The organism is ANME-2 cluster archaeon (genome assembly GCA_014237145.1).
Lineage (GTDB): Archaea > Halobacteriota > Methanosarcinia > Methanosarcinales > Methanocomedenaceae > Methanocomedens_A.
The window spans coordinates 1-17,350 of record JAAXOC010000042.1; the positions used below are offsets into that span (position 1 = coordinate 1).

General features: G+C 44.1%; 17 protein-coding genes, 2 tRNA genes and 1 pseudogene. 4 read left to right on the plus strand and 16 right to left on the minus strand.

The window, feature by feature from the left end; translation table 11 throughout:
- The first annotated feature begins 61 nt into the window (after positions 1–61).
- Positions 62–688, plus strand: a pseudogene (locus tag HF974_05680) (IS630 family transposase).
- Positions 689–734: 46 nt separating this feature from the next.
- Here HF974_05680 and HF974_05685 read toward each other — a convergent pair.
- The 5 genes from HF974_05685 to HF974_05705 form a co-directional block, all read right to left on the minus strand.
- On the minus strand, positions 735–2,111 hold the full coding sequence (locus HF974_05685) for an ATP-binding protein (GenBank protein ID MBC2697828.1): 1,377 nt from the start codon (positions 2,109–2,111) through the stop codon (positions 735–737).
- A gap of 114 nt (positions 2,112–2,225) precedes the next feature.
- Complete coding sequence (locus HF974_05690) at positions 2,226–3,299, minus strand: S-methyl-5-thioribose-1-phosphate isomerase (protein MBC2697829.1); 1,074 nt, start codon at positions 3,297–3,299, stop codon at positions 2,226–2,228.
- Positions 3,259–4,080: an amidohydrolase family protein gene (locus HF974_05695; GenBank protein MBC2697830.1), complete on the minus strand. Its 822-nt coding sequence runs from the start codon at positions 4,078–4,080 to the stop codon at positions 3,259–3,261. Before HF974_05695 ends, HF974_05690 begins: the two co-directional genes overlap by 41 nt.
- A gap of 136 nt (positions 4,081–4,216) precedes the next feature.
- Positions 4,217–5,224 carry a bifunctional N(6)-L-threonylcarbamoyladenine synthase/serine/threonine protein kinase gene (locus HF974_05700; protein ID MBC2697831.1) on the minus strand — a complete coding sequence of 336 codons (1,008 nt, stop codon included), beginning with the start codon at positions 5,222–5,224 and terminating at the stop codon, positions 4,217–4,219.
- 71 nt (positions 5,225–5,295) lie between these two features.
- Entirely contained in the window at positions 5,296–5,586 is a 291-nt protein-coding gene (locus HF974_05705) for a hypothetical protein (GenBank protein MBC2697832.1), read from the minus strand.
- A 514-nt stretch (positions 5,587–6,100) separates the two neighbouring features.
- On the opposite strand from HF974_05705, the gene HF974_05710 reads away from it, so the two are divergent.
- Positions 6,101–6,238 (plus strand): hypothetical protein, encoded by a 138-nt coding sequence (locus HF974_05710; protein MBC2697833.1) that lies wholly within the window; start codon positions 6,101–6,103, stop codon positions 6,236–6,238.
- 138 nt (positions 6,239–6,376) lie between these two features.
- Here the strand turns inward: HF974_05710 and HF974_05715 are convergent.
- Positions 6,377–6,461 (minus strand) — tRNA-Leu (locus HF974_05715).
- A 399-nt stretch (positions 6,462–6,860) separates the two neighbouring features.
- Positions 6,861–6,931, minus strand: a tRNA-Gly gene (locus HF974_05720).
- Between the two features lie 262 nt (positions 6,932–7,193).
- On the opposite strand from HF974_05720, the gene HF974_05725 reads away from it, so the two are divergent.
- Both HF974_05725 and HF974_05730 read left to right on the plus strand, forming a co-directional pair.
- Positions 7,194–8,351 carry a formate--phosphoribosylaminoimidazolecarboxamide ligase family protein gene (locus HF974_05725; protein ID MBC2697834.1) on the plus strand — a complete coding sequence of 386 codons (1,158 nt, stop codon included), beginning with the start codon at positions 7,194–7,196 and terminating at the stop codon, positions 8,349–8,351.
- A 14-nt stretch (positions 8,352–8,365) separates the two neighbouring features.
- Complete coding sequence (locus tag HF974_05730; protein MBC2697835.1) at positions 8,366–9,601, plus strand: tRNA (N(6)-L-threonylcarbamoyladenosine(37)-C(2))-methylthiotransferase; 1,236 nt, start codon at positions 8,366–8,368, stop codon at positions 9,599–9,601.
- Between the two features lie 51 nt (positions 9,602–9,652).
- Here HF974_05730 and fpoO read toward each other — a convergent pair whose 3' ends face one another.
- The 9 genes from fpoO to nuoH are packed head-to-tail and all read right to left on the minus strand — an operon-like array spanning position 9,653 to position 17,328.
- On the minus strand, positions 9,653–10,006 hold the full coding sequence (fpoO, locus tag HF974_05735; protein MBC2697836.1) for a F420H2 dehydrogenase subunit FpoO: 354 nt from the start codon (positions 10,004–10,006) through the stop codon (positions 9,653–9,655).
- Positions 10,007–10,021: 15 nt separating this feature from the next.
- Positions 10,022–11,500 carry an NADH-quinone oxidoreductase subunit N gene (locus HF974_05740; GenBank protein MBC2697837.1) on the minus strand — a complete coding sequence of 493 codons (1,479 nt, stop codon included), beginning with the start codon at positions 11,498–11,500 and terminating at the stop codon, positions 10,022–10,024.
- Positions 11,497–12,975, minus strand: coding sequence for an NADH-quinone oxidoreductase subunit M (locus HF974_05745; GenBank protein ID MBC2697838.1), 1,479 nt, complete (start codon positions 12,973–12,975; stop codon positions 11,497–11,499). Before HF974_05745 ends, HF974_05740 begins: the two co-directional genes overlap by 4 nt.
- Before the next feature lie 3 nt (positions 12,976–12,978).
- A complete protein-coding gene (gene nuoL / locus HF974_05750) occupies positions 12,979–15,024 on the minus strand; it encodes an NADH-quinone oxidoreductase subunit L (GenBank protein ID MBC2697839.1) in 2,046 nt (681 codons plus the stop codon).
- Between the two features lie 3 nt (positions 15,025–15,027).
- Entirely contained in the window at positions 15,028–15,330 is a 303-nt protein-coding gene (nuoK, locus tag HF974_05755; protein ID MBC2697840.1) for an NADH-quinone oxidoreductase subunit NuoK, read from the minus strand.
- Positions 15,330–15,632 (minus strand): dehydrogenase, encoded by a 303-nt coding sequence (locus HF974_05760; GenBank protein MBC2697841.1) that lies wholly within the window; start codon positions 15,630–15,632, stop codon positions 15,330–15,332. The genes nuoK and HF974_05760 overlap by 1 nt, the downstream gene beginning before the upstream one ends.
- A 2-nt stretch (positions 15,633–15,634) precedes the next feature.
- Complete coding sequence (locus tag HF974_05765) at positions 15,635–15,892, minus strand: short chain dehydrogenase (GenBank protein ID MBC2697842.1); 258 nt, start codon at positions 15,890–15,892, stop codon at positions 15,635–15,637.
- Positions 15,889–16,284: an NADH-quinone oxidoreductase subunit I gene (locus HF974_05770; protein MBC2697843.1), complete on the minus strand. Its 396-nt coding sequence runs from the start codon at positions 16,282–16,284 to the stop codon at positions 15,889–15,891. Before HF974_05770 ends, HF974_05765 begins: the two co-directional genes overlap by 4 nt.
- A 12-nt stretch (positions 16,285–16,296) precedes the next feature.
- Entirely contained in the window at positions 16,297–17,328 is a 1,032-nt protein-coding gene (gene nuoH, locus HF974_05775; protein ID MBC2697844.1) for an NADH-quinone oxidoreductase subunit NuoH, read from the minus strand.
- Between the last annotated feature and the right edge of the window lie 22 nt (positions 17,329–17,350).

Consider the following 17,350-nt stretch of genomic DNA (forward strand, 5'->3'; position numbering starts at 1 on the left):
TAAAGAAAAACTTTGGTATTGAGTACAATTTGAGTCATGTGCAGCTCTTGTGTAAAAAAAACTTCAATTATCCTTTAAGAAAACAGGATTGATTCCAGGCAAGGCTCAAACCGAAACAGTACAGAAAGATTTTATCCGGCAGATAAAGTACTATTCCCAAGAAAAAGGAACGGTTCTGCTCTTTTTTGATCCGTGTCATCTTCTCCATAATGTAATAAACGCAAGAATATGGCAGCCACGAGGTAAAAAAGGTACAATCACAATAAAATCCAATACTGGTCTAAAAATAATCAATATACCTGGAGCACTCAATATTGAAGATTTTTCTGTGACTACAATATTAACAGAAGAAACGTGTGATTCCGTGCGTATTGTTGAGTTCCTAAAGAAGATTAAAGAAAAATATCCCGGCAGGAAAATTGTTGTTATACTGGACAATGCAAGGTATAATTATGCGAGAGTTACAAGAGCTTTTGCAGAAGAAAATGACATCTTGCTACTTTTTTTGCCTCCTTATGCACCAAACCTCAATCTTATTGAAAGATTATGGAAATTCACAAAGAAGCATCTGGTAAATAACACATATCATGAAGATTACGCCCAATTTGTCAATGCAACTAACCGTTTTTTCAATAATTTGGGTAAATATCAACAAGAATTATCGAGTCTTTTCACACAAAAGTTCTAAATTATACATGCGGAGTAATATATAACAATAAACATACAACAATCCCTCATATATCATCCAGATCAAAAACTACAAAGCCCTTTTCTTTCAATTCCTTTTTACCTGTTATCTTCTTTGCAGCAAGACCAAAAAACTCAGTTCGTTTGCCTTTGTTCCAGTTCACAAAACCGGCCTTAAGTTTAAGTTTTTCAAGAATTGCCAGAGATTGCTTCAAAGAGAGTGTCCTCCACTTACACTCCATAAATAAAACATCCCTTGATTCATCATTCACTACAAGAAGGTCAATCTCAACATCCTTATGCCACCACTTATTTATTCCTGTGTAGCTGAAGGGAATATCAACACAATTCCATCTCAACAATTTTTCAACAAAATATTCAAACCGTCTCCCGCAGTAACTATTAAACTCTTTTTGCACCTTGGTCATTACTTCCTTTTTATTCCCGACCTCAAGCATACCCCTGTTGCTGTATACGAACCTGAACCAGAAATCAAAATAATCATCATTTATTACATATATCCCGCCCTTTCTTTTATGTATTGGTAAAATATGCCGTATAATGTGCAGGTTTTCAAGCGTATTCAGATATTTTGAAAGATTGGCTTTGTCCATATTTGTGGCCGAGTATAACTTGCCAAGAGAATTATATCCAAGTGACAGTTTCTTGAGAATAAGCGCATATATCCACTGCTCACGAAACTCATGTTTCAATAAGAAATCCACTTCTTCATAGAGGTATTTTCCTTTCGACAGGATATTTTCCTCAATATTTTGAAAAACTGTTAGTGTATCATCCCATTTATCCAGATAAGCGGGAATACTTCCAATTGTGAAAATGGTTTTTAGAACGTCATCTGTACTATATCCAGGCAGGAATTTTCTAACAGGATCCAGCCTCAGTTGTGTAACTTCCCACTGTCCGGTCCTTCTTCCAAAAAGGGGAGACCTGACCCCAAGCACTTCAGTTTCCATTAAGCTGACACTTGAGCCGCAGAGAATAAGCATAATATTCCGGTCTTTAAGTATCTGGTCCCATATCTTCTGGAACAGTGATGGAACAGCCCTGTCAACTTCTATTAAGTATGAGAATTCATCTATTACGATTATTGTCTTTACAGTTTCATTGAGGAATTCTACAAGATTTTCAAACAATTCAGTCCATGAATTCGATTCAATTCTTGAGAATATTGAAATATCCAATTGTTCTGCTATAGTTTGTTTAAATTCATTGATGTTCTCATAAGTTGTATCTTTTGAGGCAAGGAAATATGCACCATTTTTGTTTTCTAAGGATTTTTGTATAAGTTCGGTTTTTCCAACTCTCCTTCTGCCATATATGATTATGAATTCCGATCGGGAGCTTTTATAGCAGTTTTCCAAAAAATCCAGTTCATTTTCCCGGTCGATGAACTTTTGTATCATGATTATTATACTTTCTATACAAATAGTTAAATATTACGGTCAATTAGCCTGGCAGAATAATCACCGATCATACCTATCCGGATTGTGAAGTGATATGGTTCCAAGATGCTGTCCTTAATATTTTATCCTGACCTCATCCAGCAAGAACGGTGGCCTGAATATCCCGTTCTCTGTAATAACAGCGGTCACGTTCTCCATTGGAGTGGCATCAAAGGCCGGGTTGTATACAGGCACGTCCAGAGGTGCAACCTGGCAATTGTCAATATATCGCAGTTCATCTGCGTCTCGCCGTTCTATCTCCACCTCGTCTTCCATTCTCTCAAAATCAAACGTGGAAACAGGTGCAGCCACATAAAAAGGAATTTCGTGCTCTCCTGCTACTACGCTGTGGGTGTAGGTACCTATCTTGTTGAACACCGCATCCTGGGTGATACGGTCCGCTCCCACTATTACGCTATCCACCATACCCTGCCGCATCACGTGCCCGCTCATACTATCGGTTATCAGTGTCACAGGGATGCTGTCCTCCATAAGTTCCCATGCGGTTATCCTGCTTCCCTGGTTCAGCGGCCTTGTCTCGCAGGCGATCACTTTTATTTCCTTGCCAGCCTCAACGGCACTTCGAACCACACCCAGGGCTGTGCCCCAGTCTACGCAGGCCATCCGGCCCGCATTGCAATGGGTCATGACAGTATCGCCATCCTCCAGGAGAGCGGCACCGTGTGCACCAAGCCTTTTGTTCAATTCTACGTCCTCGTTGGCAATGGCCTTTGCTTCGGCCAGGACTATACTGCGTATGCTGTCAGTATCGTATGCATCCCGGGCCGCACCCAGCACCCTATCCACACCCCAGGCAAGATTAACGGCAGTTGGCCTGGTGGCCTTTATGACATCACCTATCCTGCATAATTCGTCCAGAAGTTGTTCCATGGAACTGGCACTGCTGCGAGCGGCTGCCAGGGCAATGCCAAAACCCCCTGCCGCACCCAGTGCAGGTGCACCCCGCACCCGCAGCGACGAAATAGCCTTGGTAAGGGAAGCGATGTTGTCGCACTCGATGACCTTGTATTCTACAGGCAGCAGGGTCTGGTCTACCATCACAATGGTGCAGTTCTCGTCGTTAAAGTCAATGGTCCTCAATCTTTTTTCACGTCCCGTTCGTATCAATGTTAAATAATGCGGCTGCATTTTCGCCCAGTACCAGAACCTTGTGCCTGTCATCGATGTCCAGTCCCTGTATATTGGCCGCTTCACTACCCTGGTCCCTGAAAGGATAATCAGTGCCGAACAGTATCCTGTTAAACCCGTGCGCCTCCATGATATCTCTGATGCGCTTTACTGTGATGTGTTCGTGCCCGGGTATGGGGAACACATAGGCTGTATCCAGATACAGGTCCCTGCCCAGAAGGTGGCGCTCCACCTCGTCCCAGCAGCGGTATCCTCCCAGGTGGGCGGCTACTACTTTCAACCCGGGAAATGAGTCCAGTACACTGGCAATCCTGTCTGGCGTGGTGTGCACGTGCCTGACCGGGGTGACCTCATCGCCTGCATGGAACACAAGTACCATATCGTCGCTTAGCGCCTCGTAAATAGAATACATTCGCTTCTCATCAGGGTAGAAGTGCTGGAACTCGCTGTGCAGCTTGATACCTTTGATCCCCATTTCCTTCATGCGCCGGATCTCCCCCTCAGGGTCGGGATATTCGGGATGCATGGCCCCCAGACCGATAAAGTGGGGTGCAAAGGTGGATATTTCTGCCACCCAGTTGTTGATGCTCTCCACCTGCGCCGGGGTGGTGGCAACCGAAAGTATAACTGAGGCATCCACGTCTGCGGCCTGCATGCTTGTGCGTATGCCGGGTACGGTAGCCTCGCCGCAGGCATTGACGCCGTATTGCTGTTCCAGTCCGGCAATGGCTTTTGAGGCTATCTTGTCAGGGAAGATGTGGGCGTGGGCGTCGATGATCATGTGAAGCTAAGTTGGAGTTGGTGGTTATAAGAACTTTGGAATTGTAGTGGGAGGAGGAGTCCTTATCTGGCATTAAATATTGAGATTACATAAATATGAATAATTCTAAATTATCCGCATACAGTATCCGGCCAGGTCAATCCCCACGCCAGGTAACCACAACATCATCGGGCCTGTAATTAGGCCGAACATGTGATTCATTTAGCGGCAACAGGTTCTGCTGCTCGAACATCAGAAGCCCAAGATATGCTATCATGCTGCCGTTATCACCCATGAACCGCTTCTCAGGCACATAGAACGAAATGCCCCGCTCATTGCACATGATCTCAAGCATCTCCCGCAGCCGCATATTGGCACCCACACCGCCCGCAAGCAGTATCTCGTTCTTACCGGTATGTGCCACCGCCCTTTCCGTGACCTCCACCAGCATTGCAAATGCGGTTTCCTGAAATGAAAAACACACATCTTCTATAGAGGATGTTTTCAGGGCAGCGGATGCGGCAGTGGACAGGCCCGTAAATGAAAAGTCCATTCCCTTCACAACATAGGGCAGCGGCACATAGGATGATGCATTATTAGCAAACTCCTCGATCTTGGGACCGCCCGGATGCTGTAACCCCGCACCCCTGGCAAATTTATCAAGGGCATTGCCGATACCGATATCCAGTGTTTCACCGAACACACGGTAACGCCCAGCCCTGTAAGCCAGTACCTGGGAATTTGCCCCGCTCACATACAGTACCACCGGGTCCTGTGATGGTGTCTTCCAGCGCCCCACTTCTATATGTGCAACACAGTGGTTCACGCCGATAAGTGGTATGTCGAGTGAAAGGGATAGTGCCCGGGCCGCGGTGGCAGCGGTGCGCAGGCATGGCCCCAGCCCGGGACCCTGGGAAAAAGCTATAGCATTGATATCGCCAGGGGCAATTCCTTTATCCCTGGCATTTGCAAGTACCGCAGATATTACACTCTTAATATGGTCAGCATGGTGCTGGGATGCTTCCCTGGGATGGATGCCTCCGGTTGGTGGAACATATGTAGAGGTTACTTCGGTTATTACATCAAATGTGTCCACAATGGCTGCACTTAAGTTCCATGCAGTCCCTTCTATACCTAATATTATGGGTTTGGTCGGTCCGTTCAAAGGAGTGCCCCTATATAGTGATAATTTTTGGCTAAGAAGGTGTGATTACGCTTAAATATTTAGTTTTTGGACTACAGTATTTCCTGGACTTTCCGAACTACTTTGTCCAGTTCAAGGACTATCGGATCCAGTTTTGTGTCAGGTTCGATCAATACGGCAACAAGAGCCTTGGGTCCTGCACGAATCGCAATCAGTCTTTCATTGGGATAATCAATGATAACCCTTGAACAATTCTGCCCGGATCTTGGTACGGCAATATCTGCAGTTCTCAACATTGTTGCTGAGGCCTTTGCATATTTTTCTATATTGGGTTCGGCAGGCTGGCTAAAGATATAACCGTCCTGACTGGCGACAAGTGACATCTTCAATCCCCCTAAGTTCGACAGGTCTTGTCTTACCCACTGGAACATATTGTCCATAATTTTATTTCGAGACATATCTGGCAGGTCAATAGCTTTATAAGAATAGTTGATGCTGAAGGGGTAATAAATCTTTCCCTCACAGCCAGTATCTCCGAACAATATAGCCCCAAAGAAAGCTCCACCTGACCCACATGTAGAAATTTTACAAGATGTGGATATACTGTCGGTGACTCCCTGATGCTCTATCAACCCGTGCTGACGGTTTAAAGGACAATATGGTTCATTATCTAGTATTCAAGAAAATGCAAATTTCAGACAATATAGAATCCAATCCTGGATACCATGTCAAAATATTTGATTGATACTAAGAAAATTATGTAGTCCTATATGGTGAAAAGAATATGATTTTTCTACTGAATATTGAGATAAATGTATCTTCGAAAACAATAATTGCTGAATCACCTGGGTTTTTCTAGAATAATTTAAGTAGTTTAAATTTATAAATATATCTTCTATGGCAATGTCTAAGAAGGATATGGGAAGGAAAAGTGCTAAGAAAAAGGCACAATTGGAAGAACTTGAAAAACTTGCTGCTTCTGGAAGCGGTGATGCTAAGAAAAAACTTGCAAAAGCCAAGAAAAAGATGAAATGATCATTTGAGGATTTTGAATGATCTTTTTGAACCCGTTTTTACAATAGCATAAGTTTCATCTTCAGTATGATACTAAATTGTAAAATAGTGAACAAAATATATTCTTATTATATTAATTAATGCAAGAAAATTTGAAGGTGCGGGGGGAGGGATTCGAACCCTCGGATTCCTTCGAAACAGGGTCCTAAGCCCTGCGCCTTTGACCTGGCTGGGCTACCCCCGCATTGTGGGACTTTTGTGCTATTGGACAAAGCGAAATGCACGCTTCGATCGAACCTTGCAAGGTTCGTCTGCGGCTAATCCAGCATTTTTAGCATGGTCTTCACGTTAGAAATCTGTGAAACCAAGTGCTATGGATGAAGTTTTAGATGGACCTTGGTAGATTTAAATCTTTTGTGAATACTGGCCTAGAGACAAAAAGATGAAAATTATGCTCGAAATATGACGATGAATGCAAAACAAAGTTTTCAAACTTTTCAGGTGTATATTGAGTGAATTTACCTTCTCTAACCCTGCGTTCGGCTGCTTCAACCTTTTTTATAAATTATGTGTGGATTTTTTCATCGGGTGGATATAATTCATCCAGATTTGCAATTGCGTCCATAAATTGACAATAAACAAATGCGGCCGCCGGGAATCGAACCCGGATTAGTGGCTTGGGAAGCCACTGTCATACCGCTAGACCACGGCCGCTTATTGCTATTTTTTATTACGTTTTGGTCTCATCGAGCCGGATGTGAATGGGACACGCTCTACAGAGGCGTAACTCTGGCCGTCTAGACCACGGCCGTATGTCAGTAAATTTTTAACTCATTTCGGTACTAACCACTAAGCCTTACTGCCTATTAATCCTTATGCTTCCGCCGCAGGACATAACGAAAACATCACCTATTTATAATCTCCTACCCTTTTATAGCCATTATTCAACATTCATTCTTTGCGAGGGCAACCTAACATGATCGACAGAAACGAGATTATAGAAGTACTCCAGGAATATGACCCAACCGATTACAAGATCGGTGCCGTAGCATCCCATTCAGCCCTGGATGTATTTGACGGAGCAGTGGAAGAAGGTTTCCAGACCTATGCCATATGCCGCAGCGGCCGTGAACAGACCTACACAAATTACTTCAGGACAAAGTGTGACAAAGACGGCTGCGTCATACGCGGCGTGGTGGACGACTGGGTTGTATACGACAGTTTTGATGAACTTCTCCTGCCTGCAGAACAGCAATCACTCATCGACAATAACATACTTTTCATACCTAACCGCTCCTTTACATCCTACTGCGGTATAGACGCTATCGAAGATGATTTCAGGGTACCACTTGTGGGCAGCCGGAACTTGCTGCGAAGCGAAGAGCGTGGCGAGAAACAGGACTACTACTGGCTGCTAGATAAAGCCGGTCTGCCCTATCCTGAAAAGCTGGAAGACCCACAGGAAATAGACGAACTGGTCATGGTAAAACTACCCCATGCTGTCAAGAAACTTGAACGGGGTTTCTTTAGTGCCGCAACCTATGAGGAATACCTGGAAAAATCAGAATCACTTCTGGCACAGAACGTCATAACCCAGTCCGCTCTTGATAACGCCCGCATCGAACGCTATATCATCGGCCCGGTCTTTAATCTTGATTTCTTTTATTCACCAATCGAAGAAGACCTAAGTCCGGTCGAGCTACTGGGTATCGACTGGCGGTTCGAGACAAGCCTCGACGGACATGTCAGGCTGCCCGCGCCCCAGCAGATGACACTTAATCCCGGGCAGGTAACACCTGAGTACACGGTCTGCGGCCACAACTCAGCCACACTAAGGGAATCACTACTCGAAGAAGCTTTTGAACTGGCAGAGAAGTACGTATCAGCCGCACGGAAATACTACGATCCAGGTATAATCGGTCCCTTCTGTCTCCAGACCTGCGTGGATAAAGATCTCAACTTCTACATCTATGACGTGGCTCCCAGGGTGGGCGGCGGAACAAATGTTCACATGTCTGTGGGGCACCCCTACGGCAATACCACCTGGCGCATCCCCATGAGCACAGGTAGACGGCTGGCAATGGAGATTCGCAATGCTATTGAGATGGATAGACTTGATATGATTGTAACCTAAATCCTTTTCCAAGGATGAAAATATACATAAAGACCTTTGGCTGTACGGCTAATAAAGCCGACAGTCACAGGATCATGCAATTGCTTGCCTCGCAAGGTCATGTTTTTATCGACAATCCGGATTCTGCTGACCTGGTGGTAGTTAACACATGCACGGTTACGCAGACCACCCAGCAAAAAGTCCTAAAATATATCAATTCAGTATCTGATCTAGGTAAGGACATTGTGGTAGCAGGGTGCTTACCTGCAGCCCAGCCCGATATCCTGGACGGTATCAACTACCCGTCAGTAACACCTGCTTCACTGGATAATATTACCGATATTGTAGGTAGTAATGGTATTACTGCCCCTGCCCCCTATGATGTTCCAATACTGGATGGTGTAACAGGTATTGTTAGCATTTCACAGGGATGTGCAAGACAGTGCTCCTACTGTATTGTAAAGCAGGCCAGGGGCAAACTGGTAAGCCGCCCTGTTCACGATATTGTTGATGAGATAAGGTTACTTGTACGGCGTGGTGCCAGGGAGATCCAGCTTACTTCACAGGACACATCGGCTTACGGCATGGATATGGGCATAAAACTGCCTGAACTGCTACGTGACGTAACCACTGTTGAAGGGGATTATATGATAAGAGTTGGCATGATGAACCCGTCCACGGTTATTGACATTATCGACGATGTAATTGAATCCTTTAAAAGTCCGCATATTTTCAAGTTCCTTCACATTCCTATACAGTCCGGATCAGATAGGGTCCTGCAACACATGAACCGCAAGCATACATCAGAAGAGTTCGAATATATCGTTGATACGTTCAGGAACAATTTTCCTGGAATGGTAATCTCAACAGATTTTATTGTAGGGTATCCTACAGAGACCGAGCAGGACTTTATTGATACACTGGAATTGCTAAAGGAAATTCGTCCTCAGAAGGTCAATATCACCAGGTATTCACCACGACCGAACACACCCTCATCCCAACTGCGTGACCTGCCATCATGGAAGAAAAAAGAACGCTCACGTAGACTGACGGAAGTACATCATACTGTTAACAGGGAACTGCTCAAAAAGAGGATAGGGGATACTCTACATGTTTTGACAACAGAAGTGGGTAAGGATAATTCCACTATAGGACGGGATATCTATTACAATAACATCGTAGTGAAAGAGGATTTACCGTTAGGTAACTGGTACTATATGAAAATAACAGGTTCTACTATCACTTACCTGATAGGTGAAATTAAAATATAAAAAAAAACCAGTAAAAAAGAATGAACAGGGGTAAAAAGTACCCCTTTTCAATTAATGGTGGCCTTTATGGGATGCCAGTTCTGCCTGCCGTTTGTTGTATGCATTCTCGGTGGCTTCCAAGCATGATTCACAGATTTCCGCCACTTTTTCCTTATAATAAGGCTCGCTGAAATCAGGAACTCTCATTTCCACGGCATACAGTTGTTCACCCTTTCTTCCACAAAGGTTGCATTTGGAACCTTTTGCCTTTGCACGGATTTTATTGGCGTCATGGGAGGCGTTGGTGCATTCCTCGCAAATGGCCATCCACATCCCTGTAGGGTAGGCGTTTCTGAATCTCGGTACATCGGGTTTCACAGGACATAGAGTAGGTCTTCCTACTCCGCATAGATCACAATCTGCCATATTTTTCACCTCCTATTATAATCCCAATACATTAGCCGCATTTGCTGCCCAGTTGACGAATGGTTCAGGAACAATTCCTATTGCCAGCACGCCTATAATTGCCAGCAGTATAGCCAGTGCATATGCTCCGGGTACTTTCAATTTTTCATCGGACGAAGGCGGAAGTACATACATATATTTCACAACCCTGGCGTAATAATACAGGGACAATGCACTATTCAATATGGCAAAGATCACCAGGAGCAAAAATCCTCCTTGCAGCACTGAATAGAACAGTATGAACTTACTGACAAAACCTGCTGTTGGTGGAATACCAGCCAGGGCAAACAGGAATATCATAATGCTGAATGCCAAGAATGGAGACCTTTTACCCAGTCCGGCAAAGTTATCCAGATGATCAACGTCCTTAGCATTACTGTTCTCCTTCAACAACATATATCCCAGTGCTGCCACTGCAATGAAAGCACCCGTCTTCATGAAAGCATGGGACATAACATACAGTATGCCTCCAGTCAATGCCTCGGGTGACATGACTACAAACACCATGGAAATATATCCTGCCTGTGCCACTGAAGAATAAGCCAGCATTCGCTTTAAGCTCCTTTGGCTAAGGGCAACCACATTCCCAAGGGTCATAGTAATTATTGCAAGAATCATGAACACCATTGCTATATCGATCTTGATGGCTATCATTGCTACCAGGAATATCCTGAAAGCTGCAACGAATGCCATCTTCTTTGACCCGGCTGCCAGTAATGCTGATATAACGGTGGGTGCGCCTTGATATGTATCCGGCGCCCACATATGGAACGGTACCAATGCCATCTTAAATCCAAATCCGGCCACAATCAGCATCAAAGCTATTACACCCATTGGACTCTGGAGGACCGTGGGATTACTGTTAAAGAAAACTGCCAGTTCACTGATGTTTGTAAGGCCACCACTCATGCCATATATGTATGAAAGACCGAACAACAGCAATGTGGATGACAGGGCACCTACGATGAAGTACTTGACTGCCGCTTCCAGGCTATTTGAATCCTTCTTATTGAATCCTGCCAGTGCATAAGTGGATAAACTGGCCAGTTCAAACCCGATGAACATAGTTACAATATCTATCGCTGAGGCCACTACCATCATTCCGATGGTCCCGAGTAGTATTAGAGTATAATACTCGTCTTGATTCTGATGGCCATCATACTCCTTTATCGATGCTATAACCACAATCAGGGATACCACTAAGAATGTCAGCTTAAAGAACTGGCTCATTGGGTCAATGGTCAGGGAATCTGCCAGTATGCCTTCCATCTGTATATCATATATTCCCCTGCACACAATGACCAAGCTGGCCACTGCAAGGAATATTGTGGCAAGATATCCCAGTACCTTTTTCTGTGAATTTGCCAGAAACAGACCGATCATCATAATGGCAAGAGCCCCGATGGTCAATATCAGTTCTGGAGCGAATTGGGAAGCTAGTTCTATATAATTCATATCATCACTCCTGGAATGATTTTACTGGCATATTCAAACATTTCCATCACTGATCCCGGATATACTCCAAACAATATTATCAACAACACCAGTATCGCCATGGGTATCAGTTCGAAGTTAGCCAGATCATGAGGTTCACCAAGTTTCTCATTGTAACTGCCAAACATGGCACGTTGCAATGCCCACAAGTGATACCCGGCCGTAGCTACAATACCCAGCATTGCTATAAGTGCGTATATTGGCAGAGTCAGGTAACTTCCTGTAAGTACCATAAACTCGGCAATAAAACCGCTCATAGCCGGAAGTCCCAGTGATGCCATGAATCCACACATCATCAAGAAGGCAAGTTTGGGCATCCGGTCAGCCAATCCGCCCAGGTCTGGTATGATCCTGGTATGAACACTGTGCTGTATCACACCCACGCTCATGAAAAGCACGGCAGTGATCAGTCCGTGACTGAATTGCTGGAACATGGCTCCTGAAACTGACATGTAGTTGAATGCGGCAGCTCCAAGCATCACATAACCCATGTGGGCTACACTACTGTAAGCGACCATCTTTTTCAGATCTTTCTGGGCCAGTGCCAAAAATGTGGCATATAATATACTTACCACAGCCAGCACAGCCATCAATGTGATTATATCTGAGCGATATGGTCCCAGGCCATCCATCATTGGTAACAATACCCTAAACAGCCCGTAGCCGCCCATTTTAAGCAGCACACCAGCCAGCAGGACACTGCCTGCAGTGGGTGCTTCCACATGGGCATCCGGAAGCCAGGTATGGAAAGGTACGGTAGGCATCTTCACTAAAAACCCAAAGAACAGGGCAAGGAAAATACCAACTCTCATCTCAGGAGATGCGATGTCAGAAAATGCCTGTAACAATACAGGTATTTCGAAGGTATTAACACCGGTACTGAAATACAGCGCAAATATACCCAGCACCATTACAAGACTGGCAACATGAGTATAAATGAAGAACTTAATTGCTGCATAGTCCTTATTAGGACCGCCCCAGATACTTATCAGGAAGTACAGTGGTATTAGTGTCAGTTCCCAGAATATGTAGAACAGGAAGAAATCCAGGGCCATAAATACCCCAAACACTCCAGCCTGAAGTACCAGTATCAAAGCAAAGAACTGGTTGGGCTGTTTGTTCTCTCCCCATACATAAATTATGGTCAATGGACACAGTATCGCATTTAATAGTATCAACGGCATACTGACTCCGTCAACACCCAGATAATAACTTATCCCCATATAGTCCATCCATGGAATTTTATCTATGAACTGGAATTCCAGGAAAGCTAAACCTGATTTGAACTGGAGATATATCATTATCGTAAGTACAAATGATATTGCTGATGAGACAAATGCAACCATTCTGGCTGATTCACGGCTCTTAGCAAATAACAGCGTTAGGGCAGCACCTATGAGTGGGATGAACAATATTAACGAAAGTACATAATCCACCACTTAGATCACCTCCCAGAATGAAAGGATAAGGGCTATCAGGCCCACCCCTAAAATCGTTGCTGTGGCATAATTCTGCACCACGCCTGTTTGAATCTTTTTCAAGACTTCTGCTCCTCCTATGATAAATGAACTGATGCCGTCAATGATACCATCAACTATCTTACGGTCACTGAACTCACCGGCCAGGGCAAGTACTCCATAAGTGAACTTCAGGGATATCAGCTCAATGAATATCTCATGCTGGTAGTATCGCTTGGCAAGAATCGCGAATAACGGATTCTTCATATTCCCGATCGATGCCACACTTATCCACCGCCTGTTATAGATCACCCATGCTAACAGTAGTCCACCCACACCAACAATAACCGGTAATAGGAATATTATTGGGGAAGTTTCTTCTGTGATAATATGATGAAGTTTATCGTGATCTATTATACCATCATTACCACTTAATCCAGCAAGATGTTCAATCTCGTGATGATCATAGGTATGACCTACGAAATTCGTGAAAGGAATGAAGGTAAGCATTCCAAATACCAATGCAAATACAGCAAGAATTGATAAAACTCCTGTCATAGTTGCTGGCGACTCATGAGGATGTCTTTCCTGGCGGGGTTTGCCTGTGAATGCCATAAACCACAGCCTGAATGTATATATTGCTGTTAATAATGCCGCTAATATACCAAAGGCAAATGGGATCCAGTCATTAGTCATGTGGGCAAATATATATGAACCTTCTACGATGATCGCATCCTTACTGACAAAGCCGCTGGTACCAATAGGTGTACCAAGTATTTTAACAAATGGTATACCAATACCGGCAAGTGCCAGTGAAGAAAATAACATGGTGATCCCTGTGATCTTCATCTTACTCATCAGACCACCCATTTCACGCAGATCATTTGTACCAGTCGAATGAATGACACTACCTGCACACAAGAACAGACATGCTTTGAAGAAGGCATGATTGATCAGGTGGAACATGGCAAAACCTACTGCAGCTACACCTATTACCGATCCCATTCCCAGTGCCAGCATCATATATCCAAGCTGGCTGATCGTGGAAAAGGCAAGTACACGTTTAATATCATTCATTACCAGTCCCATGGTAGATGCGAACAGTGCTGTAAAACCTCCTATATAAGCTACAACAGTAAGTGTCGCAGGAATTGTAATTCCGGCTAATTCAACCCCAGGAGATGCAATGAACATCGGGAACGTCCTGGCAACCAGATACACACCAGCAGTAACCATAGTAGCTGCATGGATCAAGGCCGATACCGTAGTCGGACCTTCCATTGCATCAGGCAACCACACATGTAGCGGGAACTGCCCGCTCTTACCTACCGCACCGCCAAAGAAGAGCAGTGTAATGATAGTAAGTTGACCTGATGGTATATGATGAATATTGTCGAAGATCGTACTGAACTGGAGCAGATATACTGTCTCATGCCCGGTTATATGAGGAAGCACATGTTCTCTCATATTAAAGAATAATATTACTATACCAGCTAAGAACAGCACATCACCCACACGGGTTGTGAGGAATGCCTTCTTTCCGGCAGCAGCTGCTGTAGGTTTCCTGAACCAGAAACCAATTAGCAGATATGAACACAGACCTACCAGTTCCCAGGCAATAAAGAACTGAAGGATGTTGTCTGCCAGCACCACACCCAGCATAGCAGCAGTGAACAATGCGGTCTCTGCAAAATATCTGGGTTTGGCAGGGTCATGTGCCATATAACCTATAGCATAGATGTGAATGAGCAAACTCACAAAAGTGACCATCAACAACATTACACTTGCCAGAGGATCGATAAAAATACCAACGTTCAATACTGAAAACCAATGAGCAGATACCTCAATGGGCACATGTGTATTATATATCTGCAAAAATGCCATTACAGATATAATACAGGATATGGCGATTGCCACTATCGGTATATATCCTCCGCCTGAGGGTAGTTTCTTGCCAAAAGCAAGGGTAAGTACGAATGCTAACACCGGAAGTGCCGGTATCAAATATACTATATTATCAACAGCCATATCTTACCACCTCAGAATGTTGATATTGTCGATATTGACATTGTTCTTAGACCTGAATATACTCATTAATATTGCAAACCCGATAGCTGCTTCAGCCGCTGCAAGAGCAATACTGAACAGCACAAAAACATGACCGTTCACCTGGCTGAAATGTGATGCAAAAGCTATCAGGTTGATGTTAGCTGCATTTAGCATCAGTTCCACACACATCATAATCATGATTCCTGACCTTAATGTCATCACACCATAAGCACCAATGCAGAACACAATGGCTGCAACAATTAGATAATAACTGACCGGTAACATTACTCTTCCTCCTTCTTGGCCATGTAGAGACTCCCTAACAGTGCCGCTAACAGGACAAGTGCAAGGACCTCAAAGGGAATTACATATTTGGTGAACAACAGTCCTCCTACATGTTCAATCCCACTTGCGTCCGTTGACCCGTCCTCCCAGACTGTATAATCAATAGGTACACTTTCTGGCAGAGTGCTAGGCACAAAAGGCCCTAATCCGACAACACTAACTATCGCAAGCAATAATGCTGCCAACAATAAAAGTGCAGTCAACATGCTAATTACTCTACCTGTGCCTGATAATTGTTCCATATTCACTCCACCTCCTGGTTTCTCGTAGTAAGCATTACTGCAAAGAGTATCATCACACCAATGGCTCCTACATATACCAGTATCTGCACTACAGCTATGAACTGCGCATTAAGCAACACATAAAATCCGGCAGCAGCCATCATAGTTATAACACAATGGAAAGCACTGTGTACAACTTCCTTTGATTTTACCACCATGATGGATGAACCGATCATGATTATTGATATGATTGCAAATGGTATGATCTGCAGGTCTATCATTTCGTATACCCCCCTGTCCTGCCTTCAAGTTCGGCTTTATTAGGAGCTGCAAGCTGGTCAGGACTGTAGATTGTTTCTTCCTTGGTCCAACAAGCCATCTCAAAGTGTTTTGTCATAGACAGTGCCCCATTCGGACAAAAATCAACACACAATCCACAGAACATACAATGCCCGTTATCAAATTGTGGATACCATTTTCCGCTTTTTACAATCTCGATAACATTATTTGGACACATCTGGGAACATATACCGCATCCTACACATTTATCCATATCCAGATGTTGCTGCCCCCTGAATGCATCCGGCAGTTCCATAATTTCTTCCGGATATAGTCTCGTTACAGATTTTGTATATACAGTGCGAAGAGTTATTTGTAAATTTTTTAATACCATCTTTTTCCCCTCCTATGCCCACCATAACCCTATTATCGTGGACCACACAAGGTTCAGCAAAGCTAGTGGAATTAATACCTTCCAGCCTATATCTATGACCTGATCGATCCTGTATCTAGGCAGGGCAGCTCTGATCCATATGAAAAGCATCATCACTATTATTACCTTAGCAATTACCCAGAAGATTCCTGGAATGTATAGATTGCCGACAATAGGGAGACCATTCCATCCACCCAGGAATATCAGGGTAACAATAAAAGAACCCACAACTGCATGGAGATATTCAGCAAAGAATGCCAGCCCCCATCTCATCCCGCTGTATTCCGTAGCCCATCCTGCGACGAGTTCTTCTTCTGCTTCAGTTTGGTCAAAGGGTATTCGCCCCACATCAGCCAACAAGGCTATGAAGAATACTACAAAACCCAACGGCTGTGCAATAATGAACCAAATACTTGACTGGGCTTCCACTATCTCCACGATATCCAGTGAATGCGCCATTACTGCCACACTAATAATAGTAATACCTAGTGGAACTTCGTAACCGATCATCTTTGCTACGTTCCTGAACGCGGCAAGCACTGCATATTTACTGCTTGAACCCCATCCAGCCATAAATGTAGCAAAGATAGCCAATCCGGATACTGCTTCAAGATACAGGATACTGATATCCATTCGTGATACTGCTACTGCATAATAGTTCCCGTTGATATAAAGATAATCGAAGGGAATTACCGCCACCATCAAAAATCCTGATGTAAGTGCAACAATCGGTGCACCTATAAATAACCATTTATCAGCCTTGGCAGGGATAATATCTTCTTTAGTGAATAGTTTGATAGCATCTGCTATCAACTGCAATACACCAAATCGACCGCCTACCCGATTAGGACCGATCCTGGATTGCATATCTCCCAGGAACTTGCGCTCGAGATATACCATTACAAGAGCTCCACCGAATACGGCTCCTATCACCAGCCCGCCAAGAACACCCCTGATCCAGGGTGCAAATGGATTGGCTGCAAAAATAATAACAAGGTAATCCATAATAATTTCAAATATTCCCATA